This is a genomic window from Bordetella hinzii LMG 13501 (genome assembly GCF_001548475.1).
In the GTDB taxonomy this organism is placed as follows: Bacteria; Pseudomonadota; Gammaproteobacteria; order Burkholderiales; family Burkholderiaceae_B; genus Bordetella; species Bordetella hinzii.
The window spans coordinates 75,064-101,434 of sequence record NZ_LRUJ01000009.1 but is presented as its reverse complement, the minus strand read 5'-3'; the positions used below and the strand labels follow the sequence as shown (position 1 = coordinate 101,434).

Here is a 26,371-nt window from a genome sequence, read left to right as displayed (position 1 = left end):
GGCAGCGCGCCTTCCGCAGAAACAAGACCGCCCCTCGGGGCGGTCTTGTTTTGCGGGGCTCAATCCAGGCCGTGGAAGGACGAGTCGTCCGGCCCCACATGCGAGGGATGGCGCCAGGTGACGTCGCGCATCGAATGCTGCACCAGGCCCTCGACGCCCAGCAGCACCGCAAAAATCGCCATGCGCACGGGAATGCCGTTGTCGGTCTGGCGGAAGATGGCCAGGCGCGGATCATCATTGAGATCCACGCTCAGGTCATTGGCGCCGGGCCGGCTGTCGCGCGGCAGCGGGTGCATGACGATGGTGTCCGGACCGCAGTAGGTGTCGACGATGGCGCGGTTGACCTGGAATTCGGCCGTATAGCCCTCGCTCGATTCCTCGTTGGCGAAGCGCTCTTTCTGCACGCGGGTGGCGTAGATCACATCGGCGCCGGCCAGTTCGGCCAGCGAGGTCTTCTGTTCGATCACATTGTCGTTGCGGGCCGCCTGCTCCAGCACATAGTCGGGCATCTCCAGGCCGGGCGGCGCGATCAGGGTGAAGCGCAAGCCTTTGTAGAGCGACAGCAGCTTGATGAGCGAATGCACGGTACGGCCGTACTTGAGATCGCCCACCATCGCGATGTGGGCCCCATCGAGCAGCTTGCCCAGGCGCGAGAACTCGGTGAGGATGGTGTAGAGGTCCAGCAAGGCCTGGCTGGGATGTTCGCCGGGGCCGTCGCCGCCGTTGACGACCGGGATATTGGTCGCCGCCGCGAATTCGGCCACCGATCCCTTGTCCGGATGGCGGATCACCATGGCGTCGACATAGCCGCTCATCACGCGGCTGGTGTCGTAGATCGATTCGCCCTTGGCCATGGAAGAAAAGGTAAAGCCGGTGGTGTCGCAGACCGAGCCGCCCAGGCGGCAGAAGGCGGCGCCGAAGCTGACGCGGGTGCGGGTGCTGGCCTCGAAGAACAGATTGCCCAGCACCGCCCCCTCGAGCACGCGCGAGACTTTCTGGCGGCGGGCAATGGGCTGCATCATGTCGGCGACGCGAAACAGGTCTTCAACGGATTCGCGCGTGAACTGGTCCACCGAAATCAGCTGATGTTTGCCGTTGAGCGCGATGCGGTCCCGCAAGGGGCCGCCCTGTACGCTTTGCGTATATTTTTCGAGCAAGTCGCGATTCTGCACGATTTCGCTCACGAAGCGCTCGACCACCTCCGGCATGGCGCGGAACTCCTGCGAGCCCTCCGGCAGCAGCCAGGTATCAAGGGCCCGGCGCTTTACGCCGATGCGCGCGGCAAAGACGTCGCGCGTCAGGTTGAGGCGGCGCATGGCGTCGCGCAGAAAAGCTTGCTGGGAGATGGACATGGCGGGCGCCCCCTGTAAATATACGCATTGCGCATATTATTCCAGAGAAGTCCCCACGTAAAGCGGCTTTTTGCCCGCGCTCAGCTGCGGGTGTACTGGGTGTCGCCGGTGTCGCCGGTATCCCCGAGGGTGAGCCAGCACCCGGCGCCGAAGCCGGCCACGCTCCCTCCGTAGCTGGCCAGCGCCAGAAGCAGGACGGGCCAGAAGAGCCAGGGCCGCCTGCCGGGCGCCAGGGCCCGGGCCAGCGCCATGAGCACAAAGGCCAGGGCCGCGGCGGCGACGCCGGCAAGAAAACAGGCCAACGGCCAGGACAGATCGGGCGGCGCCACATCGCCGCCCACCATGCCCAGGGAAAACGCCATCAGCATCAGGGAGGCGATGCCATTGAGCCAGCCCGCCCAGCGCAGGGCCGAGGCGAGCAACAGGAAGACGCCGCTTACGGCCATATCGGGCATGGGCCGGCCTTATTGAAGCGCGCGGCAGGCCGGCGTGGCGGAGGTGATGGACTGCCTGGCCGCCGCGATTTCGGCCTGGTCCCAGATGCCCTCGCCCAGCACCGTGACCTCGACCTGGGCCTGGTTGGCGCGCTCAGCGGCCTGGGTATGGATGCGCTCCAGGATTTTGGCGGACTCGGTTTCCTTGTGCACCAGGATCTCGTTGGGCAGGCCGCGTTCGCCGACGGAGCGCTTGCCGACGTAGACCGCCCCATAGGGATGGGCGCGCGCCTCGTGACAGACGCGCACATATTCGCTGGCGCGCCGCAGGGCGGCCATCGGGTCCGCGTCCACGACAAAGCTCTGCGTGATCCCCTTGGCGTCCGGCTCCAGCAAGCCCTTGCTCGCGCAACCGCTCAACACGACGGCGACCGCCGCCAAACCCATCCATAGGCGCATGAGACTGCCCTCTGTCACAAAACCATCGAAGGCCCGATTATGCAACAGCCCGCGGCAAGGCCCCAGCCTTGCCGCGGGCCGGGCTTACTTTTTGGCTGCTCCCTGGATGGCTTCGCCGCCACGCTCAATGTCCTTGCCGGCACCGGCAACCGTATTGCAGCCGGCGGAAACCGCGGCCAGCGCCAGCACGATGATCATGAGGGCTTTCTGTTTCATGGGATCTCCTAGTCTTTGATAAGGACAGCAGGTCGCAACACTGGATGCCGACGGCTCCAGGCGCAGCCAGAATACCTCAGCCTTCGGTGCTTGTCGCGCAGGGCCTGGAGGCCTTGCCCAAATATTGAGCAAGGCCTCCAAACCCTTATGCGGAAAGCGCTTTTTGATATTGCGCGGCAGCTGTCCCAAGACTTATCCACCGCGGCGGTGCACAACCGCGCTCAGGCCGCCAGCGCCTGCAAAGGCCCGGTCCATGGCACCGCGTCGATACGAAAGCGCGTCTCCTGGTAGCCGCCTTCGGCGTCCACCAGCAGGCGGTCGGCGATGGCCTGGCCCAATGCGCGGCGGCAGAGGTTTTCCATGTCATCGGAGATCGATTGGAAAACGCCGTCGGGGATGCGCAGCCGCAGATTGGGCTCGGCGGCCGCACCGGGCTTGAAGCGCCCGATATGGATATGCGCGGGATAGCCGTGCGGACACCAGACGCCGATGACGAATTTGCCCTGCACGCCGGTGTCCGCGACAAAACCGGGATGATCGTACTTCGCCGTTCCCATCCTGTTGTTCTCCCTTGTGTGCTGGTTGTCCGTGCATGGTAGCGCAAGCGGGGCGATGGCGGCGATCCAAATGCAAAAGCCCTGATTCCGTAAGAAATCAGGGCTCTCAATTGGTTGCGGGGGCAGGATTTGAACCTACGACCTTCGGGTTATGAGCCCGACGAGCTGCCAGACTGCTCCACCCCGCGTCTGATGAAACGAATCATACACCATTTTGAAATGCGCTGCACGGCGCGCGCCATGCGCTCGCGCCAAACCGGTTGCGCATGCAAATAAACCAGGCGGCTGTCGCGCGCGGCGCTGAGCGTGACGACGCCGGCTTCATGGAAACAATACGCCTCGCCGGCGTAGAGCGCCGACTCGACGCGATGGCATGGATCGAGGCCGCTGGCGCGCGCCTCGCCGACCGCGATCCGGCCCTCCAGGCAGACGACATGGTCGCCCGAGCGGGCATAGAGGCTGTGGCACCCGCCGCCAGGCAGGGACAAAAGGGATGAGGCTGGCATGTCGTGGACTCCGTGTCGCTGATGCCTCCAGACTACGCAGCCTGGCGCGCGCACAACAGGCACACGCAAACCTTATCTGTTCCATAACAGCTCGCTGCCCGGCTTTCTGTTATGGTGGTTTTACCGCTGCTCTGTGCCTGTCCCATCCTTCTTTCGCGCGGCATCATGAAACCCATGCACGCCCAGCCGCTGTACCAACGCCTTGCCCAGTATTACCGCGACGCCATCCAATCCGGCGCGCTGCCGCCGGCCGCGCGCATGCCTTCGGTGCGCGCCATGGTGCGCACCCACCACGTCAGCCTGAGCACGGCCTTGCAGGTCTGCCGGCGGCTGGAAGATGACGGCCTGGTCGAGGCCCGCCCCCGCTCGGGCTATTTCGTGCGCCGCGCCGCCGCGCCACGGCTGGCGCCGGCCACGGAACCCGATATGCGGGCCCCGGCCGACCCGGCCCGCTATGTCGGCATCCATGACCGCGTGTCGAACTTTGTGGCGCGTTGCGAGCAGCATGCGCTGTCGACCAATTTCGCACTGGCCGCGGCCGAGCCCTCGGCCTATCCGCAGCATGCCTTGCGGCAGGCCATGAGCCGCGTGCTGCGCATGAACCCGGCGCTGCTCACCAGCCGCGCGCCGCCGCAGGGCGCCCTGGAATTGCGTACCGTGCTGGCGCGCCGGGCGCTGGATTGCGGCATCCGCGGCACGGCGCAGGATATCGTGGTCACCCATGGCTGCATCGAGGCGCTCAACCTGGCTTTGCGCGCGGTGTCGCAGCCCGGCGACACCATTGCCGTGGAGTCCCCGACCTATTTCGGCCTCCTGCAGATCCTCGAAAGCCTGGGACTGCGGGCGCTGGAGATCCCGACCAGCCCGCAGCGCGGACTGTCGGTCGATGCGCTGGAACTGGCCTTGCGCACCCAGCCTGGCATCCGCGCCGTGGTGGTGGTGCCGAACCTGCAGAACCCGCTGGGCTGCATCATGCCGGACGAGGACAAGCAGCGCCTGCTCGAAGTTTGCGTGGCGCACGGCATCGCGCTGATCGAAGACGACACCTATGGCGCGCTGGCCGATGGCGGACCGCGGCGGGCCATCAAGCATTGGGACCAGGCCGGCGACGTCATCTATTGCTCGTCGCTGCACAAGACGCTGGCGCCGGGCATGCGCCTGGGCTGGATCATGGGCGGGCGCCGGCATGCCCGCGTCGATATGTTCAAGTTCGCGCAGAGCCGGCCCAACGAAGCCGCCGGGCAATTGGCCGCCGCGACCTATATGGCCACCAAGGCCTTCGACCGCCACCTGGCCCGCCTGCGCCGCCAGCTCACGCAGCAGCGCCAGCAAGTCGCCGACGCCATCGCGCGCGAGTTCCCTGCCGGCACGCGCCTGAGCCTGCCCCCGGGCGGCATGCTGCTATGGGTGGAATTGCCGGGCGGCGTGTCCGGCATGGCGGTGTTCGAGGCCGCCTTGAGCGCGGGGATACGGGTGGCGCCGGGGGCGATGTTCTCCAACTCCGGCCGTTATGACCATTACCTGCGCCTGTCCTGCGCCGAGCCGGATCCGGGCCGCATCGAGCAGGCCATCCGCCGCCTGGCCGGGATCGTGGCCTCGCTCCAGAAATGACCCGGCGACACAAGCCTTTGTCGCATAAGGGAAATGCCGATTTATCGGGCAGCTATCCCAAGACTTATCCACAAAAGCAGTGGATAACCCGGGCAGCGGCGGCTTACTTCAGGGCCGCCTGCACCATGTCGCGCACGCTCTCGAAGCCCGCCATGTATTGCGGGTTTTCCGAGCGCGCCAGCAGCGTCGAATAATGCTTCTCGAGCTGGGCCTCGATGGCCTCTTTCAGGCCGGGAGACTCCTTGACCAAGTGCAGGGTGGCCGCCAGCGTGGCGTTCAGCGCGTCGATGCGCCCGCCCTGGTGCGATACCGTGTGCACGATGACGGCGATCTGTTCCTGAATATCCATGGCAAACCTCTGTGTAGAACACCGCGAGCGCGGACGATGGGCCGGATGCTAGCACGGCGCCCCGCGCCGGGACCGCGCCACGCTGGCATAAAATACCGCCATTGCAGCCTTGTTCCGGAAACCGACATGCATCTTCGTCTTGCCCTGCCGCTTTGCCTGCTCGTCCTGCTCACGGCTTGTGGCGTGAGCAGCGAAATCAAGCGTGTGGACAAGGATCGCTACCAGATCCGCTACAACGCCGGCGCCAAAGCCATGACCTGGGTGGAAATCAAGAACCAGGCGCGCCAGCAGGCCGAGGACTATTGCGCTGGCATGAACCGGCGCTACGCGCGGCCGGAAGTCAGCTCCAACCACGCGACCGGCCTCATGCCCAAGGAAGCCGTGGTCACTTTCAGCTGCGAGGACAAGCCGGCGCCCAGCCCGGCCAAGGGCGGCTGAAGCTTCAGCCGGCGTGCAGGCGGGCGGACGCCAGGGCGTGCGCCAGGATGCGCGCGGCCTCGGCCAGCACCCGTTCGCGTCCGGGCAGATCCAGCGGCGATTCGGTCAGATAGACGGAGATCACCACCGGCGTGGTGGGCGTGGGCCAGGCCACGCCGATGTCATTGCAGGTGCCATGGCCGCCAGCGCCGGTGCGATGGCCGAGGGACCAGCCGGCGGGCAGGCCGGCGCGCAGCCGCTGCTGCCCCGTGCGGCATTGCATCAGCCAGTCGCGCAGGCGCTCGCGCTCGGGCGCCGGCAGGGCATCGCCCAGCACCAGCTGCCTCAGGTTGCCCAGCATGGCCGCCGGCGTGGTGGTGTCGCGCTCGTCGCCGGGCCGGGCTTCGTTCAAGGCGGTCTCGAGACGGTCCAGCCGGGTCGCGCCATCGCCCAGGGCGCGGGCATAGGCCGTGACGCCCGGCGGCCCGCCGATGGTGGACAGCAAGAGGTTGGCCGCCGTGTTGTCGCCCCACAGCAGGGCCGCCTCGCACAGCTGGCCCAGCGTCATGCCCTCGTTGAGCCGCTGCTGGGTCACCGGTGAATAGTCCACGATGTCGGCCGCGCTCAGGCGCATCGGCCGGGACAGGTCATCCTCGCCGCGGGCCACGCGGGTGAGCACGGCGCCGACGGCAAGAAGCTTGAAGGTGCTGCACAGGGCGAAGCGCTCATCGGCCCGGTAGGCGATGGCGTAGCCGCTTTGCACATCGAGCAGGCTCACGCCCAGGCGCCCGCCCTCGCGCGCCTCCAGGCGCGCCAGCTGGCGCTGCGCGTCGTCACTGGCCGCGGGCAGGCTGTCGCGCACTCCGGCCAGGGCGGGCAGCCCCGCCGCCGAAGCGCCCAGCCAGGCCAGCACACCCGCGCCAAACGTTCTTCTGTCCATCGTCCAACCTCCAGGCAAACCGCCGCGCGCAAAACGCCATGGTACTGCGAATCAAGTTGACGCCAGCACGCCTAGCGGCGAGCATGGCCGGACATCCAGGAGACCATCCATGTCCGTGCCTATCCGCGCCCTGCAAGCCGACGACCACGCCCGCTGGCTCGAACTCTGGGAGGGCTATAACCGCTTCTATGAGCGCGGGCCCGACCCGGTCCAGGCCGCCCATACTTGGAGGCGCCTGCTGGCGCCGGACTCGCCCGTGCACGGGGTGGTGGCCTGCGACGCTTCGGGCCGGCCCATCGGGCTGGCGCATTACATCCTGCACGAGAACACCAATACCCTCACCCCGGTCTGCTATCTGCAGGACCTCTTCGTCGATCCCGCGGTCCGCGCCGCAGGGGTGGGAGGCCAGATGCTGGACTGGCTGGTCGCCCGGATGAAAGAAAACAACTGGTCGCGCCTTTACTGGAATACGCGCGAGAACAACTACCGGGCGCGGGGCTTGTACGACAAATACACGCCTCATAGCGGATTTCTGCGCTACGTGCTGGCCAACACGTCCCCGTCAGGGAAATGACAGCCCCTCGATTTGACGTTTTTTCGATGCCCGCATGGCTAGCATGCCCCTCGTTTCTCCGCCGGGTTTTGCCATGCAGCGCCACCGACTTCCGATTGACCCCTTCGCCTACGCCGCTATCTACGTCTTCGCCCTGCCGGGCCTGTTCGCCGCGGCCGCCTTCCTCGCCCAGCGCAGCGGCCTGGATATGGCGCTGGCCCGCCGCTTCTATGACGCGGCCAGCCGCGGCTTCCCGCTGCGCACCCTGCCCTCGCTGGAATTGCTCGGCCACAAGGCCATCCTGGGCCTGCCGATCGGCATCGCGGCGCTGGCCTTGATCGCCCTGGCGGTGGCGGCCTTCCGCCCGGCCCTGCGGCCCTGGGTCCTGCCTTGCGCGCTGTTGCTGGCCGCCATGGCCGCCGTGCCGCTGCTGATCGCCGCGCTCAAGAACATCACCGCCCTGCCCCGGCCCTACCGGCTGGCGCTGTTCGGGGGCGACCTGCCCATGCCCACGCACTGGTTCGCCGTGGGCGGCATGCCGGCCGGCGGCGCCCTGCCCAGCCATCATGCCGCGGCGGGCTATTCGGCCGGCCTGCTGTATTTCCTGGGCTGGGCCATGCAGCGCCCCGCGCTGCGCTGGGGCGGATTGGCGCTGGGCATGGTGCTGGGCATCCTGCTCAGCAGCGTGCGCATCATGCAGGGCGCCCATTTCCTGAGCCAGACGCTTTGGTCGGCCGCGCTGGTCTGCCTGGTCGGCGCCCTGTGTTTCCTGCCGCTGGCGGGGGCGCCGCGGACCCTGGCCGCGGCCTGATCCGGCACCGCCGCGGCCTCAGGCCTGGGCGCCGAGGCGGAACACCAGCGTATCAAGCCGGGTCACGCCGCGCGCGGCGAACTTGGGGTCCTTGGCGAGGATGTCGCGCCGGTCGATGAGACGGGCCTGTCCGCCATACAGCGCCAGCACCTCGGCTTCGTCGAGCGAGAACGGCGGGCCATCCATCTCGGCCTGCGGGTAGTCCAGCGTCAACAGCAGGCCGCGATAGGCCGCCGGCAGCTGGCCGTAGACATGCTTGACATAGTCGCGCCGCATCGCCGCCGGCAACGCCACCAGGGCGGCGCGGTCATAGGCGCCCTGGCAGCCGGCCAAGGCGGCCGCGTCCAGCCCGAAGATGTCGCCGCAGATGAGCTCCACGCCCTGGGCGGCATAGTGCTGTCCGTAGGCGCTTTCCCAGCGGCGCGGCGTCCAGCCCTGCTCGGCGAAGAATTGCTCGACCGCCAGTGGCGAGAGTTCCACGCCCAGCACCTCATGGCCTTGCTCGGCCAGCCACACCATGTCCAGTGATTTGCCGGCCAGGGGCACGAGCACGCGCGCCCCCCTCGGCAGGCCCAGCGTGGGCCAGTATTTCTGCAGCAGCGGCGTGACCCGGGTCTGGTGAAATCCCGTTTGTCCCTCGCGCCAGCGTTCCAGCCAGAAATCCGCTTCCATATGTCTCCACCTTGTCGTGCGCCGCCAAGGAGCGGCGGCCGGCCCATTGTAGGACGCGAAAGACCGTGCTGGCGGCAGGGCTGCCATGCGCCGCCGGGCAGCGGCCGCGATATGCTGGCCGCCACCCCCCTCTTCCGGAGACATCGATGGATCTGCAACTCGGCGGCAAGCGTGTCCTCATCACCGGCGCGTCCAAGGGCATAGGCCTGGCCTGCGCGCATTCTTTCGCCCGCGAGGGCGCGCTGCCCATCCTGGTGGCCCGCGATCGCGCGGCCCTGGCCGAGGCGGCCGAGGACATCCGGCGCCAGACCGGCGTGGCGGCCGGGTTCCTGGCCAGCGACCTGGCGCAGGCCGGCGCGGCCGAGGCCCTGGCGCGCGAAGCCGGCAACATCGATATCCTGGTCAATAATGCCGGCGCCATTCCGGGCGGCACGCTGGAGCAGGTCGACGAGGCGCGCTGGCGCGCCGCCTGGGAGCTGAAGGTCTATGGCTACATCAACCTGACCCGCGCCTGCTATCCGGCCATGCGCGAGCGCGGCAGCGGCGTGGTGGCCAACATCATCGGCAAGGCCGGCGTGGCGCCGCGCGCCGACTATATTTGCGGCGCCACCGCCAATGCCGGCCTGATCGCCTTTACGCGCGCGCTGGGCGGCGAGGCCCCCCAGCATGGCTTGCGCGTCTTTGGCGTCAACCCCACGCGCACGCGCACCGATCGCGTCATGACGCTGGCCAGGCAGCGCGCCCAGGCGCGCTGGAACGATCCGGAACGCTGGCAGGAAACGCTGACCGACCTGCCCTTCGGCCGCCTGACCGAACCGGCCGAGATCGCCGACATGATCGTGTTCGGCTGCTCGCCGCGCGCGGGATACCTGAGCGGCACCGTCATCGACCTGGACGGCGGCGAGCAATACACGGGCTAGAGCCTGCGCTGGTGCTGGCCCAGGCGCCGGGCCAGGCGGCGCAAATCGTCGATCACCGGCATGATGGCCAGCACGACCAGCAGCAGCGCCAGCGGCAAGGTGGCGGAAAAGCCGACACGCGCGAACGCCAGCGCGCCGCCCACGCCGCCCAGGAAGAATAGCGCCACCAGGGCGGCCAGCACGCGCAGCTTCTGGCGGTCGGCCGTGACCCTGGGCGCGTCGGCGGCCAGGGCGTTCCAATAAAACAGCTTGCCCAGTTCGATGCCGATGTCGGTGACCATGCCGGTGATGTGGGTGGTGCGTATCTCGGCCCGCGACACCTTGGTGATCATGGCGTTTTGCAGGCCCATGATGTAGCACAGCAGCGTGACGGTCAGGGGCAGGTAGAGCCATTGGTGCCGCTCGACGCTGGCGCCCATCAGGCCGAAGACCAGCAGGAGCCCGGCCTCCAGCAGCAGCGGCAGGGCGTATTCGCTGGCCAGCCGGGCGCGCCGGGCGAAATTGATGAGCCAGGCCGAGGTCGCCGCGCCGCACAGAAAGGCCAGCAGCGCCGCCAGGCCCTGCATGGCCAGCATCACGCTGCCCAGGACGAGGTGATCGGCCATCGCGGAGACGATGCCGGACATGTGCGAGGTGTATTGGGCGACCGCCAGAAAGCCGCCGGCATTGACCGCGCCGGCGATGAAGGTCAGGAAATAGGCCAGTTGCCGATTGGCCTTCGGGGTGCGCTGCGCCGCCGTCAGTTCGCGCAGGTAGGGAAACGCCACGTTGCCACCAAGACCATGACATCAACGCGGGGATTGTACGCCCGACGGGCTCCAGGGCTGGCGGATGGCCTGGGAAAAACCCGGCCCGTCGCCGGCCTGGGCCGCGCGCGCCGTGATATCGGCCTGCCGGCGTAGCTGCGCCAGCGTGCGGTCGTGGCCCAGCCCGCCATGGGCGTAGAGGTATTCGGGCAGATAGCCTGACAGCAGCAGGCGGTAGTCCAGCGGCAGGCCGGGCACGATGGCGCGCACCATTTCGTAGACCAGCGTGGTGCAATTGGCCGTCACCGTGTGGTAGAAGCGCGGTTGCTCGCGCAGGGCGTTGGCGGTGTCCACATAGGCCAGAAACAGGTCGCGCATGGCCTGGCGCGGCATGCTGACGGGATAGACCGAGACCTGCTCGCCCCGCAGCGCGGTGCGCACATAGAGGATGTCGCGCTCGTCGGCGGCCACCACGCTGAGCTCGAACTGCTTGAAGAAGCCGCCAAGCTCGGAGAATTGTTCGTGGCGCTCCTTGCGGATCTCGACCGAGAACACCACGCGCTGGCCGTCCGAGAAGCCGAAGGACACCAGGGTATGCGCGATGGCGGGCATGCCCCAGGTCGAGAGCACCATGTCCACCGACTCCAGCCGGTCGAGGTCGTAGCGGCGGCTTTCCCAGCGCACGGTGTAATCGTTGTCGCCGCGCCATCGGAAGTTGCGCACATTGTCCAGCGTCACCACGGATCCGGCGCGGCTGCCGTGCAGCATGCGGGCCACGTCGTCGGCCCATTGCCTGTCGTTGGAGGGCCGCAGGCCATGCCACCACGCCAGCAGCAGCACGGCCAGCAACAGATAGCCTCCGCCCGCAAGCCGGCGCCAGCCGGGCCGGGCCGCCAGGGCGTGGAGCGCGGCCGCCGCGCCGGCCAGCCAGAGCGTCAGGGCCAGGGCCTTGCCCGGCGCGCCGCCGGGGAACTGGTAGTACAGGGCCAGCGCGCCCCAGGCGCTGAAAAGCGCAACGGCCAGCGCGGCCGGCACCCGCCATGCGATGGACTTCCGCGACACGCCCTGCCTCCCTGTTGACCGATGGGAGACATTCTATGCCTGGCGGCGCAACACCCTGCCCGGCCGTTCGCCCGTGGTTTTGCCGTCCTGCCAGACCGGGCGGCCGTTGGTCCAGACGGCGTCGATGCCGGCGGACGGCGCCACGGGATGGGCAAAGGTGGCGCGGTCTTCGACCCGCAGGGCGTCCAGCAGCACCAGATCCGCATACGCGCCCTCGCGCAGCACGCCGCGGTCGGCCAGGCCGAAGCGCGCCGCCGTCAGCCCGGTCATCTTGTGCACGGCTTTTTCCAGCGGGAACAGCCCCAGGCCGCGGGCGTAGTGGCCCAGCACGCGCGGAAAGCTGCCCCAGAGACGGGGATGCGGCATCTCGTCGTGCGGCAGGCCGTCCGAGCCTATCATCGTGTCGTCAAAGCGCAGGATGCGCGCGACGTCTTCTTCGTGCATGCGGAAATAGATGGCGCCGGCCGGCTGCAGGCGGCGCACGGCCTCGGGGACGGCGCAGCCCATCTCGCGGGCGACATCGTCCAGGTCGCGCCCGGCATACTGGGGACTGGCCTTGGACCAGGTCACGATGACGCGGGCCGCGCCATCGACCAGCTCCTGCTCCAGGATGGTGGACGAGGCGTTGTAGGGATAGCAGTCCAGGCAGATGGGCTGGCGGCGCATCTGCTCGCCGATGCGCGCCAGCGTCTGCGCCGAACGGCCGTAGTTGGGCCGGCCCACCACCTTGTGGTGGGAGATCACCACGGGGACATCGAGTTCGCGGCCGATGCGGAAGGTTTCTTCGAGGCAGTCCATGATGGCGTCGCCCTCGTCGCGCAGATGCGTGGTGAAGATGCCGCCGTGGTCGCGCAGCGGCCGGCACACCTCGATGATCTCTTCGGTGCTGGCCGCCCGCGAAGGCGCATAGGCCAGGCCCGTGGAGACCCCGATGGCCCCGGCCTCCAGCGCCCGCTCCACCTGCTCGCGCATGGCGGCGATTTCGGCCGGCCGCGCCTCGCGCGCCAGGTCGGGGACCGCCGCCACGCGCAGCGTGATGTGGCCCAGCAGCATGGCGCAATTGGTGGCCGCCGGCTGGTCCCGCAAGGCCTGCATATAGTCGGCATAGCGCGCATAGCGGAACCACTGCCCGTCGCTGTCGAGCAGGTCCAGCGGCGGCACCACGCGCGGCGGGCGCGGCGCCAGCGAAATGCCGCAGTTGCCGCCGATGACGGTGGTCACGCCCTGGCTGACCTTGGGCGCCATGTCGCCATCGGAGAGCATGGCGCGGTCATCGTGCGTGTGGGCATCGATGAAGCCCGGCGCCAGCACGCGGCCGGCGGCGTCGATTTCGCGGCGCCCGCTGTGGCCCGACAGATCGCCCAGGCGCGTGATGCGCTCGCCGTCGACCGCCAGGTCGCCCGCAAAGCGCGGCGCGCCGCTGCCATCGATGATCTCGGCGCCGCGGATGAGCAGGTCATGGACTTGGGACATGCTTATTTCTCGCTTTTCTTGAGATTCCAGAACAGGGTGACGGGGGCTTCCAGGATGCCGGACAGCCGCGTGTTGTAAGCCGCCGGAATCTGGAACTGGCCCAGCGGCCCCACCACGCCTTCGTCGATGGCCACCTCCTGGATCTCGGTGGCGATGCGCTTGCGTTCGGCCGGATCGGTGGACTGCGCGTACTTCAGGCGCAGGGCCTCCAGGGCGGGCACGTCGGGCCAGCCGGCCCAGGCCTTGCGGCCATTGGCCTGCAAGGTCGTGTTGCCGAAGGGGTCGCCGCTGGTGGCCAGGATGCTGTAGGTCGAGAAAATGCTCCAGCCGCCTTCGGAGGGCGGATTCTGGTTGCCTTGCTGCGAAACCACGCTTTGCCAGTCCATGGCCTTCATGACCACCTTGAAGCCGGCCTTGCGCAGGGCCGCGCCCAGCACCACGGGCTGGGCCGAGAGCATGGCGATATCCGAGGGCTGCAGGATCACGACCGGCGTGCCGTCGTACTTGGCCTCCTTGAGCAGGGCCTGGGCGCGGTCCAGCCGGCCCGGCACCACCCAGTCCTCGCCCGTGGTGTCGCCCATGGGATTGCCGCAACCCATCACGGCCGCGCAGGTCCGGTAGTACTGGGGATTGCCGACCAGGGCCTTGAGCACATCCTCCTGGCTGACCGCCGCGATGGCGGCCTGGCGGATCAGCTTGTTGTCAAACGGCGGATGGAGGTGGTTCATGCGGAAGTAGGTCCAGGCACCCAGCTTGTCCAGCACCTTGACCTGCAGGCCCGGCTGGCCCTCGACCATGGGCAGCAGGTCGAACGGCACCTGCTGCATATAGTCCACCTCGCCGTTCTGCAAGGCATTGACCGCCGTCATCTGGTCGGGCATGGCGACCCATTCGACCCGGTCGACGTTGACCACCTTGCCGCCGGCCGTCCAGCTGGGCGGCTCGGCGCGCGGGACATAGTCCTTGTTCTTTTCGTAGACCACCTTCAGGCCAGCCTTGAACTCGCTGGGGACGAACTTGAAAGGGCCCGAGCCGATGAACTCCTTGATGGGCTGGGCGCTGGGCGTCTCGGCGATGCGCTTGGGCATCATGAAGGCCGGGCGCGAGCTGAGCTTGGCCAGGCCTTCGAGCAACAGCGTGGTCGGCTGCTTGAGCACCACGCGGAACTGGCGCGCATCGACGGGCTCGATGCCCTGGACCATGGTCATGAGCACCTGGCCGGTCGCGTCCACCTCGGCCCAGCGCTTGATGGAGGCGATGCAGTCCTCGGCCGTGACGGCCTGGCCGTCATGCCACTTCAGGCCTTCGCGCAGCGTGAAGGTGTAGACCTTGCCGTCTTCGCTGGCCGTCCAACTGGCCATCTGCGGCTGGATCTTGAAGTGCTCGTCCGTGCCCAGCAGCGTGTCGTAGATCATGTAGCCGTGGTCGCGCGTCAGGAAGGCCGTGGTCATGACGGGATCCAGCACGCGCAGGCCGGACTGCATGACCACGGACACCGTCTGCGCCGCGGCGCCGGCCGACAGGGCGGCCGACAAGGCCGCGCCCAGCAGCATCTGCCTGGCGCCACGGCGCAGGCTGTGCATCAACATCATGGCATTTCCCCTTTTGACTGGCCGGCGGCGCGGCCTTTTCCGGATGTCGGGCGCGCGGCTTCCAGCGCGCTCAACGGTTGTGATCGCAGCGGCTCGGGCAAGCCCTGCACCATGTCCTGCAGCGCCGCGTACAAGCGGCGCCAGCCTTCATTGCTGCGCAAGGGCACGCCCAGAAAATGGCTTTCCGTCTTGGAGCGCAGCATCAGATACAGTACGCCAGCCAGCATGATGCTGACCTGGGCCGGGACGTCGGCCTCCTCGGTCAGCCCGTCGACGCGGTCGATGAAGGCGCGCGCGGTCCGTTCGCGGCGCTCGGCCAGGCGCGCCGTGACCTCGTTGCGTTCGACCAGTTCCCAGCGGCGGATCTCGCGCAGCGTCTCGTTGCCGGCCAGCGCCTCGATCTGGGCGCGCAGCATGGCGAGGATGAGTTCGGCCGGCGCACGGGCGCTGGATTCGCTGTCGGCCAGCAGCCCGGCATGTCCGGTCCAATAATCCTGCTCCTTCATCCACGTCATCAGCAGGCCGGGCAAGCCATCGAAATAGCGGTAGATCAGCTCCTTGCTGACGCCCGCGCGTTTGGCGATGGCGTTGACGCCGACCCCGGCCATGCCGCTGTCGCGGATCTGGTCTTCGAGGGCCTGCAGGATCTGCTTTTCGGTCTGCTCACGCCGCGACATCCCGCCCCCGCATCAAAAGATGCCCGCCGCCGGGCGCGGGGTGCACGGTGCCGGCGCGCAGATCGGCATAGAGTTCGGTCTGGGCGCGTCCGACCCAGCGCCCGTCGCGCCAGACGCCGGCGCCGAGATAGACGGCGGTGCCGGGCCGGTTCAGGGTGCACAGGCGCGGATCGGCGCTCTCCAGGGCCAGGATGCGGCCTTGCGCGTCGATATGCACCCGGTCGGCCGGGCCGCCCTGGATGGCCACGGGCGCATCCAGCGTCAACAAGTGCAGCGCGCCGGCGCGGCCCGTCAGGCGGGCCCAGGCCAGCTCGGCGAGATCGGGCGCCAGCGGCGCGCGCGTATAGATGCTGTTGTGCAACAGGCCCAGGCTGGCTTCGTGGGTCCGGCGGCGCAGCTCGCCCAGGTCGTCGCGGCGCGTGACGCGCACGCTATTGCCCATGCCCAGGCGTCCGCGGCTGTCCAGGGCGATGAGGCCGGCATCCCACTCGGCATGCGCGGCCAACACCTCGTCGACGGCCTGCTGCGGCGCCTGGCCCTGCGCCATGCGCCCCAAGACCGCCTGGTTCAGCGCCACGCCGTCGGCGCCCGGCTGGTTGGGCAGGCGATGGCCGGTGACCAGCCCCAGGCCGGCCTCGCCGGCCAGGAACTGGACCAGCGGTTCGGGGCGGTCGGGGCCGCTGGAGATGGCCGCCGCCAGGCGGGCGGATTGCCAGTCCGGCGGCAGGTCCAGGGCGGTAATGCCGCCGCGTTGCGTCTCGCGGTAGTGGAGCGCGCCCCCCGCATCCACGACGGCCAGCACGGCGAAGCCGCCGATGGCGCCCCGCCCCAGCAGCTCGGCCCCCAGCACGGCGTCGCGCACCGCCCAGGCGGCCCGTTCGCCGCTTGCCGCCACGCCTATCGTCATATCGCCTCCGCAATGTGACCATGTGGTCACACGCCGATGCTAGAGCGCCGCCGGCCGCAGGGAGAACTAGTGAAAACCCGGCAAGGGAGAAAAGACAGGCCAGGCACGATCGTCATCGTGCCTGGCCATATCGCGCGGCGTCGGCATCAGAAGCGGTAGCGCAGGCCGCCGTTGAAGAGCCAGCCGCTCACGCCGGAGCCGCCCAGGGCCTCCATGCGGGCGACTTCACCGTAAAGCGAGAGCATTTCGCTGACAGTGCCGGTCACGCCCACCGAGTAGCGCATGGCGTCGCCGTACTGGCCGGTGCGGAAGGTGGCATCGCCGACGTCGACGCTGGAGGCGCCGTTGAAGGCGTGCAGCACGTGCACGCCGGCATACGGCGTGATGCGCCCGTTGGCAAGATCCACCGGGCGCGTCAGGCGCGCGCCCAGGCGGGCCATGCCCTGGGTTTGCGAACCGATGTCCACGTCCAGGCCGTCCGCGTCCTGCTTGCGGTCAAAGCGCAGGTGTTGCGCGATCACCTGGACCTGGGGCTCGAGGTTCATGCCGTAGCCGATGTCAAAGGGGTAGCCCGCTTCGACCGAGGCCGCATAACTATTGCCCTTGAGGTCCATGACCTTGCCGCGCGCGTCGGTGCGCACGTCGCCGTTGAACCAGCCCAGCGAGAGGATGCCGTCCACATACCAGCCGGCATTGCTCAGATAGGTGGCATAACCCGAGAGGCGGTAGGTGTCGGCCTTGCTGCGGCTGGCGCCGTCGGCGGCGTCGGGCCGGTAGTTCAGGCGGCCGATGGAACCGGCCGCGCCGAAGCGCCATACGCCGTTGTCCGAAGCCTGCTTGAACAGATTACCGCCCAGCTGCACGGCGCCGTAGTCGCCGCTGGCGTCATAGCCATAGGCGCGAAAGCCGCGGTTGGACCGGTAGCCGAAGTCGCCGCCATAGGCGCGGAAGAAGGCCTCGCCCTTGCCGTTGTCCAGCCCCATGGCGCGGTCATCGCGGATTTCGCCCAGGCGGCGATGCAGGGAGTCCAGGTCCGCATAGGTGGCGTATTGCAGCGCGATGGGCGCGGTCAGATAGGAAGCGACCTGCGGCACCACTTGCGGACGCACATCCGGCTGGGTGGGGTCGGGCGTGACCGGGCCGTCCGGGCTGACATAGGCGCTTTGCAGGCGATAGTCCCAATAGCCGCCGGCATTGCCGACCAGGGATTGGGCCGGGTCGGCCGCACCCAGTTCGGCGTCCGGGCCGTAGCTGAAGAGACGATAGGTATAGGGCGCTTCCGGGGCGTTGACGTAGCCGCCCTTGAGCGTGAAGGCGTTGCTCGTGGAAGCCCCGCCGACCTGCACCAGCGAAATGCCCTCATGGCTGAGATGGCTGCCATCGGGCGAGGTCAGCCCGCCGGGGCTGCCGGAAATGCCGTTGACGTGGACCTGGGTGGTGCCGCTGGCGTCGCCCGCGATCAACAGACGGTCGGTGTGCTGATTCGTCAGTTCGCCGCCGCTGTTCAGATAGGTGTTGACGGCGACGATGCCGTCGGCGCCGCTGTAGTTGCCCCGCACATTGAGCTGGCGATAGGCCGTCGCATCGGTGGGCCGCGAGACCACGTCGCCGGCGGCCTGCAGATCAATCAGGCTGTTGGCGTTGCTCAGCCCGTCCACGGTGGAGTCCTGCGTGACGTTCCAGCGGCTGGCGTCGTTCAGGTTGACATTGACCGTGCTGCCGCTGGCCGCGCCGATGCGGCCGGTGATGAGCGAGCCGCTGGCGTTGACCGTGCCGGTCCCCGGGCCCGCGGCATCCGCGCCCACCCAGACGGCGGCCGGGCCGCCGGTGACCGACGAGTCCGCCAGGTTGAGCACGCCATGGCCGCCGTAGAAATAGACGCCTTCGGATTTCTGGGCGTTGACGGTGCTGCGCGTCAGGTCCACGGTATTGGGCGTGGCTTGGGCGCCGCCATAGATGAACAGGGCGCGCGAGCCCGTGCCTTCGGTCTGCAGCGAAGCGCCATCGGCCGAGAAGCTGCCTTCCTTGAGCACCCCGACCGCGTTGGCATTGGCGCCGGTGGTATGCACCAGCGTGCCCTTGCCGTCATGCGTGCCCAAGGTCACGCTGCCGCCTTGCACCAGCAGGGCGCGCGAGCCATCCTTGGTGCTTTCCACCAGGCTGCCGTTCAGGGCGGTCTGGCCGCCCGTGGTCCAGACGGGGATGGCATTGGCGCCATCGGCCGTGACGGCCGTGCCGTTGAGGGTCACATCGCCGCCGGACACCCACACCGTCTGCGTGCTGTCCTTGGTCGTGCGAATCGACGCATCGGTCAGGTCGACCCAGCTCGTATTGCCGGAGACCACCAGGCCGCGCGACCCTTCGGCCAGGATGCTCACGCGCGAGCCGTCGAACTTGCCGCCGCTGATGGCGACCGCATAGGCGTCGCCCGTGGTGTGCACCGAACTATTGTTGGCCGTGAAATGGGTGCCCTGGTAGGCGTGCACCCCGTTGGACTGGTAGCCGCTGGTGGTGATCGAACCATTGTTCAGCGTGACATGCGTGTCCTTGCTGGCATCGCCCGAGGCGAGATAGACGCCCTGGGATTGGGAGCCCGACGTGCTGATCGCGGTGTGGTCCAGCGTGATTTCGGTGCCGCCCCAGGCGGTCACGCCGCGCGAGCGGTCGCCGCTCGTGGTCAGGGTGGCGTTGTGCAGGCCGACCGTGGCCAGCTTGCCGTAGGAGCGCAGCGCGTCGGAGGCGCTGCCTTGCGTGGTGACGAACACATCGGTGCCGTCGAATTCCGAACGCCCGCTTTCGCCCACGGTGTAGATGCCGCGCGAGTTGATGCTGTCGTCGTTATCGTCGGTGACGACATTGATGTAGGTGCCGCCGCCGTTGACCGTGATCTTGCCCGCGCCGACGAACAGACCGTCGGAGGCATGGCCATGCACATTGATGTGGATGGCGCCCTCATTAGCCTTGAGCGTGGCTTCGGCGCCGGACAGGACTTGCACGCCCGTGCCGCTGTAGTGTTCCGGATAAGGCTCTTGCGGCGTGATGGTGGTGCCGCCTTCGATGATGACGCTATTGCCCGCGCCCTGCACCTTGATGGGCTGGTTGATCGTGCCCGGCCCATAGACCTGCTGGGCCTGCAAGGGCAGGCTGAAAGCCATCGCCAAGGCCACCACCAGGGGGGCGATGCGCCACTGGGCGCGACTGTTGTTGCGGCGGGTCGATCGACCAGGCCGGGACAGACTCCTTACGTTTTTCATGACCACTCCCGTCTCGTTAAAACCGTGCTGACGGAGGGCATAGAGGGCTGTCGTGAAGCTTGCTGCGTCCAGGATGTCGCGCCAACAACTTCATGGTGAGCGCGTTCATACCTAGTGAAAACCCTAGAGATTTGACCCTTTTCAATGCTTGACCATTGAGGGTGCGAATCGTTGCCCGGCACGCACATTCGCCTATTGACGGACTGCCGGACAGCCGTTATGGCGGAATCGTTTTCGCCGTGATACCGGAAAAAAACTCCGGTCTGAATCACGGGGCCGGCCACCCGGCTTGCCCGGCGGGCGCCCCAGAGACCCCGGATCAAATTGCTTTTTAACAATTACAAATGCAATAATCTCCGGCATGGATGCCGCCTCTCTCGCCCCCGCCACCCTGGCCGTCGGTAGCGACCGCTACCTCATCGTCGACCTGCCCGCCCTGGCCTCGCCGCGCCTGCCCGTGGTGCTGCGCCTGCTGCTGGAAAACGTGGCGCGCCACATGCGCGGGGCGGAGCGCGAGGCGGCGATCGCCGCCCTGCACGGCTGGCTGGAGACAGGCAGCAGCCCGGCCGAGATCGCCTTCCAGCCGGGCCGCGTGCTGATGCATGACACCACCAGCACGCCGGCGCTGGTCGATATCGCCGCCATGCGCGACGCGCTGGCCGAAGCCGGCGCCGACCCCGCGCGGCTCAATCCCGTGCTGCCGGTGGATGTCTCGGTCGATCATTCGCTGGCCGTGCAAGCCTACGCCCGGCCCGATGCCGCGCGCCTGAACATCGGCCACGAGATCCGCCGCAATGGCGAGCGCTACCGTTTCCTGCGCTGGGCCCAGTCGGCCCTGTGCGGCGTGCGCATCCATCCGCCGGGCACCGGCATCATGCACACCATCAACCTGGAACAGCTGGCCACGCTGGTGCATGCCGAAACACGCGAGGGCCGGCGCTGGGCCGTGCCCGACATGATGCTGGGCACCGACAGCCACACGCCCATGATCAATGGCATCGGCGTGCTGGGCTGGGGCGTGGGCGGCCTGGAGGCCCAGACCGTGATGTTCGGCATGCCTACCCTGCTGCGCATCCCCGATGTCATCGGCGTGGAGCTGACCGGCGCCCTGCCGCCCGGCGTGCTGGCCACCGACCTGGCGCTGGCGGTCACCGAGCGCCTGCGCGCCCTTGGCGTGTCGGGCGAGTTCGTCGAGTTCTTCGGCCCGGGCGTGGCCGCCCTGCCGGCCGGCGCCCGCGCGGTCGTGGCCAATATGGCGCCCGAGTACGGCGCGACCACGGCCTATTTCCCGCCCGACGAGGCGGCGCTGGACTATCTGCGCCAGACCGGCCGCGACGAGGCCGGCCTGGCCTTGGCACGGGCCTATCTGCAGCGCAACGGCCTGTGGTTCGATCCCCAGGCGCGCCCGCGCTATACGCGCACGCTGGCCATCGCCCTGGACCGCCTGGGCGCGAGCGCGGCCGGCCCGCGCCGCCCGCAGGACAGGCGTGCGCTGGCCGAGGTGCCGGCGACGCTGCCGCCCTTGGCGAGCGGCGCGCAGGGGCTGCCCGCCTATCCCGTGGCCATCGCCGCGATCACCAGCTGCACCAACACCAGCGATCCGGCGCTCCTGATGGCCGCCGGACTCCTGGCGCGCAAGGCGCGCGCGCGCGGCCTGCGCGCCGCCCCCTGGACCAAGACCTCGCTGGCGCCTGGCTCGCCCGCGGCATACAGCTATCTGCGCCGCGCCGGCCTGCTGGACGACCTGGGCGCCGTGGGCTTTGACATCGTGGGATTCGGCTGCAGCACCTGCATCGGCAATTCCGGTCCCCTGCCCGCCGTGATCGACGCCGGCGCGCGCGCCGGCGCCATCAAGCCGGTCGCCATCCTGTCGGGCAACCGTAACTTCCCGGGCCGTGTCCATCCGGATCTGGAGCTGGGCTTTCTGGTGTCGCCGCCCATGGTGATCGCCTATGCCCTGGCTGGCGACGCGCGCCGCGATCTGGTGCATGGCCCGGTCGCCCATGACGCGCAAGGCCGTCCCGTGATGCTGGCCGAGCTATGGCCGCATGAAGAGGAGATCCAGGCCTGTCTGCGGGCCGGCCTGGCGCGCGAGGACTTCGCGCGCGATTTCCGCCAGGCCCAGGCCAATCCCGCCTGGCATGCCCTGCCCGCGCCCGAGGGCGCCCGCTTTGCCTGGGACCCGGCCTCCACCATGCTGCGCCGCCCGCCCTTCGCCACCCGCGACGCCGGCAGCTTGCTGGGCCGCTATACCGCCTACCCGCTGCTGGTGCTGGGCGACGACGTCACGACCGACCATATCTCGCCGGCCAGCGCCATTCCGCCCGACAGCCTGGTGGCCGACTTCCTGGTGGCACGCGGCGAAGACCGCGGCGACCTGAATGTCTTCGCCTCGCGGCGCGGCAACTGGGAAGTCATGCTGCGGGCGGCATTTCACAGCCGCACGCTGCGCAACCAGCTGGCCGAGCAGGCACCGGTGGCCCATACCCTGCATATACCCAGCGGCCGGATCATGCCGATCTGGGAAGCCGCCGCCCGCTACCAGGACGATGGCCATAGCGTGGTGCTGGTGGCCGGCCAGCGGTATGGCACGGGCTCGTCGCGCGACTGGGCGGCCAAGGGCCAGCGGCTGCTGGGCATACGCGCCGTGCTGGCCGCCAGCTTCGAGCGCATCCACCGCTCCAACCTTATCGGCATGGGCATCCTGCCCTTGCGCCTGCCGCCGCAGTGGCCGGGCCTGGCCGCGGGCGACCGCATCGACATCGACGCGGCCGACATCGCCCCGCGCGCGGCCGTGCCGGTGCGCCTGCGCCATGCCGGCGGCGGCACGACCGCGTTCATGGCGCAGGCGGCCGTGGAAACCCAGCTGGAGTGCCAGCTGCTGCGTGCCGGCGGCGTGATACCGGACATTCTGGCGCGGCACCTGGACGGGTGAACCGGGAGGCGCCCCGGCCCGGCCCACGGCCGGCTCGCCGGTGTCCGGGTTAAAGTGAGACGCATGAAACCGCACACCGCCCTTGCCGCGCAGATCATCCAGCTGATCCAGACCGAAGGCCTGGCCCCGGGTTCGCATCTGCCGGCGCAATGGCTGGCCGACCGGCTGCGGGTCTCGCGCACACCGGTCAACCAGGCCTTGCGCGGACTGGCCGGCCAAGGCCTGCTGGACCGGCAGCCCAACCGCGGCTATTTCGTCGCCGAGCCTGCCGGGCGGGCCGACGCCTCGCCACCGCCAGAGCCGGGCGACCAAGCCTATTTCCGCATCGCCGACGATCTGCTGAGCGGCGAACTGCCCGAGGCCGTGACCGAGGCCCAGCTGCGCCAGCGCTACCAGCTGACGGTGGCGCAGCTCAATGCCGTGCTGGACCGCATCGCGGCCGAAGGCTGGATCACGCGCCGCCCCGGCTATGGCTGGGAGTTCTCGTCCATGATGCGCACGCCCGACGCCTTGCTGCAGTCGTACCGCCTGCGCCTGGCGCTGGAGCCGGCCGCCCTGCTCGAACCTGGCTATCGGCTGGATCCCGCCGTGCTGGCCCGTTGCCGCCAGGCCGAGCTGCAGCTGCTGCGAGGCGGCATCGAGACCGCCAGCGCCGACCAGCTGCATGCGCGCGGCGTGCATTTCCACGAATCACTGGTCGAGGCCTCGCACAACGCCTTCTTCGTCGATGCCATCCGCCGCGTGAACCGGGTGCGCCGCCTGCTGTCATACCGCTCCATGCGCGACCGCAAGCGCTATCGCGAGCACTGCGCGCAGCATCTGCATATTCTCGACCTGATCGAAGCCCAGCATCTGGCCGCGGCCTCCCAAGCCCTGCGCGAGCACTTGCAGCACACGCTGCGCAGCATCGAAGCGATCACGCCTCTCCTGCACGCCTGACCCCGGAAACCCGCCCCCATGTTCAATGACGTTCTCGACCTGATCAAACTGACCGGCCTGGGCCTGACGCTGATGCTGCCGCTGGCCAATCCCCTGACGTCCATGACCCTGCTGCTGTCGCTGGGCCAGCAGATCCCCTACCGCGAGCGCCAGAAGCAAATCAGCCAGGCAGCCTGCTATGTCGTGGGCATCATGCTGGTGACCTATTACGCCGGCGCCTGGATCATGAGCACCTTCGGCATCTCCATCCCGGGGCTGCGCATCGCCGGCGGCCTGATCGTGGCGGCCATCGGCTTCAGCATGCTTTTCCCCAAGAGCACGGTGGATGACATCCCGGAAGCCGACAAGGCCGCCGACGCCCTCCCGCAGCGCGCCGCGCCCAACATCGCCTTCGTGCCGCTGGCCATGCCCGGCACGGCCGGCCCCGGCACCATCGCCATGATCGTCAGCGCCACCTCCACCCTGGACCCGGCCGACAACTATGCCCACTGGGTGATCAGCGTGACGCCGCTCATCGTCTTCCTCTTGCTGGGCCTGCTATTCTGGATCTGCCTGCGTTCGGCCGGCCGCATCGTGAAACTCATCGGCCATGATGGCGTGGAAGCCATCTCCCGCGTCATGGGCTTTCTGCTGGTCTGCATGGGCGTGCAGTTCGTCATCAACGGCGTGCTGGAAATCATCACCACCTATCTGGCGAGCGCCCCTCACGCCGCCGCGCCGCGCTAGGGGTGGCCGGCCGCCGGGCGCGGCCGGGCCAGCCAGGAGCTGCCCGGCCGCAGGTGGGCCGCGGCCTCGGCCTGGAGCAGCTCCTGCGCCTGCGCGGCGTCGATGAGCCGCGCATCGCAGTCGGCCAGCGCCGGGTGCAGGCCGTTGAGCAGGTATTGGCGCCTGCCCAGGCCGCTGTCGACGGCCAGCAGCAGCGAGGCCGTCTCGTCATACCAGCGTTGGATGGCGGCCTGCATGGCCACGGCCTTGCCGGGCGGGCATTCCTGCACCGAGCGCGGCGCGCGCAGGCGCAGCAGACGATAGCCGCGCGGCAGCGCATCCGGGTGCGACACCTCGGCCAGGGCCAGGCGCGCGCACAGCGCGCCCAGCGGGGTGGGATCCAGCACGATGATGCGGTCGCCCGCGCTGATCCAGCGTCCGCCGCTGGACCACCCGCGCAGATCGGTTTCATTGCTCAGGCGCCACAGGGTGATCATGCCAGGCCTCCTTCCTCGATCTGCATCAGCCAGCGTTCGATGTTGCGGTATTCGCGCGCGCGCAGCGCGCAGGCCAGGGGCGTCGCCCCGCGCAGGCGCATCTTGGGTTCGCACATCCAGCGCCAGGCCAGCGCCTGGCTGCCGAAAACCACTTCCGCCAGGCAGGCGACATGCACCAGGCGGCGCAGTTCCGCCTCGCTGGCGGCCCGGCAGACAGCCTGGACGGCCCGCGCATCCGCCGCGTCGGCCTGCGCCAGCGGCCAGGGCGGCTGTCCCGGGGCCGGCGGCTCGGCCGCCTCGCGCAGGCGGGCCCGATGCAGGCGCCGCGCATCGCGGCGCGCCTCATTGTCCGGCGCCGATCGCCGCACTGAGTGCCTTGCCATCGATGCTGACGGTCCCGGCATTGAGCAATCCCTCCAGATAGGCCTGCGCCGCCTGTTCCTGGCGGCCGGCGCGCAAGGCCGCCCGCAATTGGGGCTTGACCTGTTCGTAATCGGCCACGCGGGCCTCGCGCAGCTCGGTCAGCTTGAGCAAATGAAACCCGCCCGGCAGCTGGACAGGGGCGCTGACCTCGCCAGGCTTGAGCTTGGCGACCACTGCCCGCAATTCCGGCACCAGCTGGGCCAGGGTCGCGAACCCGTTGTCGCCGCCCTGGGCGGCGCTGGCCGGGTCTTGCGAATACTCGCGCGCCAGCGCGGCGAAGTCGCCACGGGCGGCGCGGCGCGCCAGGTCCTGGATCTGCCGGGAGGCGGCGGCCACTTTGTCCGGCTCGCCAAAGGGCGCGGCAATGAAAATCTGGCTGATGCGATAGCCGGCCGGCTGCGTCAGGCGCTCGCGGGCCTGTTCGTAGGCCGCGCGCAGCTCGTCTTCGCCGGGATAGCTCTGCGGCGGCTCGCTGACCGAATCGAGATAGCTGCGCAGCACTACCTGTTCCTGCGCGGCCTGCATGGCGCGCTTGATCTCTTCCTTGTCGGTCCAGCCCTGGGCGCGGGCCTGGGCCACCAGCGCCTTGTCGGCCAGGCCGCCGCGGATGAGGCGGTCCAGGGCGGCGCGGTCGGCCTTCAGGTTGTCACGCTGCGGCTGCGGCAAGGCGGCCAGCCATTGCGCCAGTTCCTGGGCGCCGATGGATACGGCCCCCAGCGTGGCGACCGGCGTGTCGGCCGGCCCGGCGGGGGGCACGGCCGCCGCCGGGTTTTCCGTCTTGGCCGGCTCGGCCTGCGCCGGCTTGTCCGGCCCGCAGCCGGCCAGCGCCAAGCCCAGGCCGGCGGCCAGGGCGGTGTGCAAGAAGGACCGGGCGATCATGCGGCCACCGACTCGCCGGCGGCTTGGCCCGCCTCGGCCTGTTCGGCGAAGTTGCGCAGGAACATGACCAGCTCCTGCAGCAGACGGTCCCATAGTTCGGTCGTGGCGCGCAGGTGGTCTTCGCTCACCCCGCCTGCGAGGATGACGTCCATTTCCATGACCAGGAAGTCCGCCTGCAGTGCCAGGCGGGCAAAGCGCTTGCTGGTGTTCCAGCTTTCGACGAGGCCGGCCGGCAGGCGGGTCTGCACGCGCAGCACGCAGCTCAGGGTGTAGTCGACGTACTCGCCCGTGTCCGCCGCGGCGTTGCCCAGGCGAACCGCGAAACCGATACCCTGCGCGGCGCTGAGCAGCTGCGCCTGGCCGGCCTGTTCGGACAGCGTCACGCGATACCCCATGTCTTGCAGCAGACCCTGCAAGCGGACAGCATCGATGGCCTGGAGAAGAGAAGCTTGGTTCATGATGTTTCCCATAAAAACACTAAGATC

General features: G+C 68.8%; 26 protein-coding genes, 1 tRNA gene and 1 pseudogene. 8 read left to right on the top strand and 20 right to left on the bottom strand.

The genetic code is table 11. The features are described 5' to 3' along the window. Positions 1–59: 59 nt before the first annotated feature. The 6 genes from AXA74_RS08435 to AXA74_RS08410 form a co-directional block, all read right to left on the bottom strand. Positions 60–1,352 carry an aspartate carbamoyltransferase gene (locus tag AXA74_RS08435; RefSeq protein ID WP_029580338.1) on the bottom strand — a complete coding sequence of 431 codons (1,293 nt, stop codon included), beginning with the start codon at positions 1,350–1,352 and terminating at the stop codon, positions 60–62. An 80-nt stretch (positions 1,353–1,432) separates the two neighbouring features. Continuing rightward, positions 1,433–1,807, bottom strand: coding sequence for a hypothetical protein (locus AXA74_RS08430; RefSeq protein WP_029580337.1), 375 nt, complete (start codon positions 1,805–1,807; stop codon positions 1,433–1,435). A gap of 9 nt (positions 1,808–1,816) precedes the next feature. Beyond that, positions 1,817–2,245: a BPTD_2524 family lipoprotein gene (locus AXA74_RS08425; RefSeq protein ID WP_029580336.1), complete on the bottom strand. Its 429-nt coding sequence runs from the start codon at positions 2,243–2,245 to the stop codon at positions 1,817–1,819. A gap of 84 nt (positions 2,246–2,329) precedes the next feature. Then, positions 2,330–2,461, bottom strand: a complete 132-nt coding sequence (locus tag AXA74_RS08420) for an entericidin A/B family lipoprotein (protein ID WP_029580335.1) — start codon at positions 2,459–2,461, stop codon at positions 2,330–2,332. 221 nt (positions 2,462–2,682) lie between these two features. Further along, positions 2,683–3,018 carry a hypothetical protein gene (locus tag AXA74_RS08415; protein ID WP_029580334.1) on the bottom strand — a complete coding sequence of 112 codons (336 nt, stop codon included), beginning with the start codon at positions 3,016–3,018 and terminating at the stop codon, positions 2,683–2,685. Between the two features lie 111 nt (positions 3,019–3,129). Further along, positions 3,130–3,206 (bottom strand) — tRNA-Met (locus AXA74_RS08410). A 492-nt stretch (positions 3,207–3,698) separates the two neighbouring features. Here AXA74_RS08410 and AXA74_RS08400 point away from each other — a divergent pair. Next, positions 3,699–5,135 (top strand): aminotransferase-like domain-containing protein, encoded by a 1,437-nt coding sequence (locus AXA74_RS08400; RefSeq protein WP_376740417.1) that lies wholly within the window; start codon positions 3,699–3,701, stop codon positions 5,133–5,135. 103 nt (positions 5,136–5,238) lie between these two features. Here the strand turns inward: AXA74_RS08400 and AXA74_RS08395 are convergent, their stop codons facing one another. Next, positions 5,239–5,484, bottom strand: a complete 246-nt coding sequence (locus AXA74_RS08395; protein WP_029580331.1) for a hypothetical protein — start codon at positions 5,482–5,484, stop codon at positions 5,239–5,241. Positions 5,485–5,610: 126 nt separating this feature from the next. Here AXA74_RS08395 and AXA74_RS08390 point away from each other — a divergent pair, with 126 nt between their 5' ends. After that, complete coding sequence (locus tag AXA74_RS08390) at positions 5,611–5,922, top strand: hypothetical protein (RefSeq protein WP_185843214.1); 312 nt, start codon at positions 5,611–5,613, stop codon at positions 5,920–5,922. Between the two features lie 4 nt (positions 5,923–5,926). Here the strand turns inward: AXA74_RS08390 and AXA74_RS08385 are convergent, their stop codons facing one another. Continuing rightward, positions 5,927–6,841, bottom strand: a complete 915-nt coding sequence (locus AXA74_RS08385; RefSeq protein ID WP_080700357.1) for a class A beta-lactamase HBL-1 — start codon at positions 6,839–6,841, stop codon at positions 5,927–5,929. 109 nt (positions 6,842–6,950) lie between these two features. On the opposite strand from AXA74_RS08385, the gene AXA74_RS08380 reads away from it, so the two are divergent. Together AXA74_RS08380 and AXA74_RS08375 are read left to right on the top strand one after the other, a co-directional pair. Beyond that, the gene (locus tag AXA74_RS08380) at positions 6,951–7,415 is read left to right on the top strand and encodes a GNAT family N-acetyltransferase (RefSeq protein ID WP_029580328.1); all 465 of its coding nucleotides are present in this window, start codon (positions 6,951–6,953) and stop codon (positions 7,413–7,415) included. 43 nt (positions 7,416–7,458) lie between these two features. Continuing rightward, on the top strand, positions 7,459–8,205 hold the full coding sequence (locus AXA74_RS08375) for a phosphatase PAP2 family protein (RefSeq protein ID WP_032962325.1): 747 nt from the start codon (positions 7,459–7,461) through the stop codon (positions 8,203–8,205). An 18-nt stretch (positions 8,206–8,223) separates the two neighbouring features. Here AXA74_RS08375 and AXA74_RS08370 read toward each other — a convergent pair whose 3' ends face one another. Further along, complete coding sequence (locus tag AXA74_RS08370; protein ID WP_032962324.1) at positions 8,224–8,877, bottom strand: thiopurine S-methyltransferase; 654 nt, start codon at positions 8,875–8,877, stop codon at positions 8,224–8,226. Between the two features lie 146 nt (positions 8,878–9,023). Between AXA74_RS08370 and AXA74_RS08365 the strand changes: the two genes are divergently transcribed. Beyond that, complete coding sequence (locus AXA74_RS08365; RefSeq protein WP_029580325.1) at positions 9,024–9,797, top strand: SDR family oxidoreductase; 774 nt, start codon at positions 9,024–9,026, stop codon at positions 9,795–9,797. 38 nt (positions 9,798–9,835) lie between these two features. Here AXA74_RS08365 and AXA74_RS08360 read toward each other — a convergent pair. The 7 genes and pseudogenes from AXA74_RS08360 to AXA74_RS08330 all read right to left on the bottom strand — a co-directional run. Further along, positions 9,836–10,564 (bottom strand): annotated as a pseudogene (locus tag AXA74_RS08360) (YoaK family protein); the annotation flags it as partial. A gap of 21 nt (positions 10,565–10,585) precedes the next feature. Beyond that, the gene (locus AXA74_RS08355; protein ID WP_029580323.1) at positions 10,586–11,605 is read right to left on the bottom strand and encodes an Lnb N-terminal periplasmic domain-containing protein; all 1,020 of its coding nucleotides are present in this window, start codon (positions 11,603–11,605) and stop codon (positions 10,586–10,588) included. A 33-nt stretch (positions 11,606–11,638) separates the two neighbouring features. Further along, the gene (locus tag AXA74_RS08350) at positions 11,639–13,078 is read right to left on the bottom strand and encodes an N-acyl-D-amino-acid deacylase family protein (protein ID WP_032962320.1); all 1,440 of its coding nucleotides are present in this window, start codon (positions 13,076–13,078) and stop codon (positions 11,639–11,641) included. Between the two features lie 2 nt (positions 13,079–13,080). Further along, on the bottom strand, positions 13,081–14,670 hold the full coding sequence (locus AXA74_RS08345) for an ABC transporter substrate-binding protein (RefSeq protein WP_032979374.1): 1,590 nt from the start codon (positions 14,668–14,670) through the stop codon (positions 13,081–13,083). Beyond that, positions 14,667–15,347: a TetR/AcrR family transcriptional regulator gene (locus AXA74_RS08340; protein ID WP_029580320.1), complete on the bottom strand. Its 681-nt coding sequence runs from the start codon at positions 15,345–15,347 to the stop codon at positions 14,667–14,669. Before AXA74_RS08340 ends, AXA74_RS08345 begins: the two co-directional genes overlap by 4 nt. Continuing rightward, positions 15,334–16,254, bottom strand: a complete 921-nt coding sequence (locus AXA74_RS08335) for a DUF6963 family protein (protein WP_029580319.1) — start codon at positions 16,252–16,254, stop codon at positions 15,334–15,336. Before AXA74_RS08335 ends, AXA74_RS08340 begins: the two co-directional genes overlap by 14 nt. A 146-nt stretch (positions 16,255–16,400) precedes the next feature. After that, a complete protein-coding gene (locus AXA74_RS08330; protein WP_080700460.1) occupies positions 16,401–19,508 on the bottom strand; it encodes an autotransporter family protein in 3,108 nt (1,035 codons plus the stop codon). Between the two features lie 361 nt (positions 19,509–19,869). Between AXA74_RS08330 and acnA the strand changes: the two genes are divergently transcribed. From acnA to AXA74_RS08315, 3 genes are all read left to right on the top strand, one after another. Beyond that, the gene (gene acnA, locus AXA74_RS08325) at positions 19,870–22,443 is read left to right on the top strand and encodes an aconitate hydratase AcnA (protein ID WP_051593980.1); all 2,574 of its coding nucleotides are present in this window, start codon (positions 19,870–19,872) and stop codon (positions 22,441–22,443) included. A gap of 63 nt (positions 22,444–22,506) precedes the next feature. After that, positions 22,507–23,382, top strand: coding sequence for a GntR family transcriptional regulator (locus tag AXA74_RS08320; protein ID WP_032979375.1), 876 nt, complete (start codon positions 22,507–22,509; stop codon positions 23,380–23,382). An 18-nt stretch (positions 23,383–23,400) separates the two neighbouring features. Beyond that, positions 23,401–24,108, top strand: coding sequence for a MarC family NAAT transporter (locus tag AXA74_RS08315; protein ID WP_029580315.1), 708 nt, complete (start codon positions 23,401–23,403; stop codon positions 24,106–24,108). On the opposite strand, the gene AXA74_RS08310 is transcribed toward AXA74_RS08315, so the two are convergent. The 4 genes from AXA74_RS08310 to AXA74_RS08295 are packed head-to-tail and all read right to left on the bottom strand — an operon-like array spanning position 24,105 to position 26,344. Next, positions 24,105–24,584 carry a hypothetical protein gene (locus AXA74_RS08310; RefSeq protein ID WP_029580314.1) on the bottom strand — a complete coding sequence of 160 codons (480 nt, stop codon included), beginning with the start codon at positions 24,582–24,584 and terminating at the stop codon, positions 24,105–24,107. The genes AXA74_RS08315 and AXA74_RS08310 overlap by 4 nt on opposite strands. Next, positions 24,581–24,952, bottom strand: a complete 372-nt coding sequence (locus tag AXA74_RS08305) for an MbcA/ParS/Xre antitoxin family protein (protein WP_048939979.1) — start codon at positions 24,950–24,952, stop codon at positions 24,581–24,583. Before AXA74_RS08305 ends, AXA74_RS08310 begins: the two co-directional genes overlap by 4 nt. Then, positions 24,927–25,886, bottom strand: coding sequence for a peptidylprolyl isomerase (locus AXA74_RS08300; RefSeq protein ID WP_032979376.1), 960 nt, complete (start codon positions 25,884–25,886; stop codon positions 24,927–24,929). The genes AXA74_RS08305 and AXA74_RS08300 overlap by 26 nt, the downstream gene beginning before the upstream one ends. Further along, positions 25,883–26,344 (bottom strand): YbjN domain-containing protein, encoded by a 462-nt coding sequence (locus AXA74_RS08295; protein WP_032979378.1) that lies wholly within the window; start codon positions 26,342–26,344, stop codon positions 25,883–25,885. Before AXA74_RS08295 ends, AXA74_RS08300 begins: the two co-directional genes overlap by 4 nt. Positions 26,345–26,371: the final 27 nt, after the last annotated feature.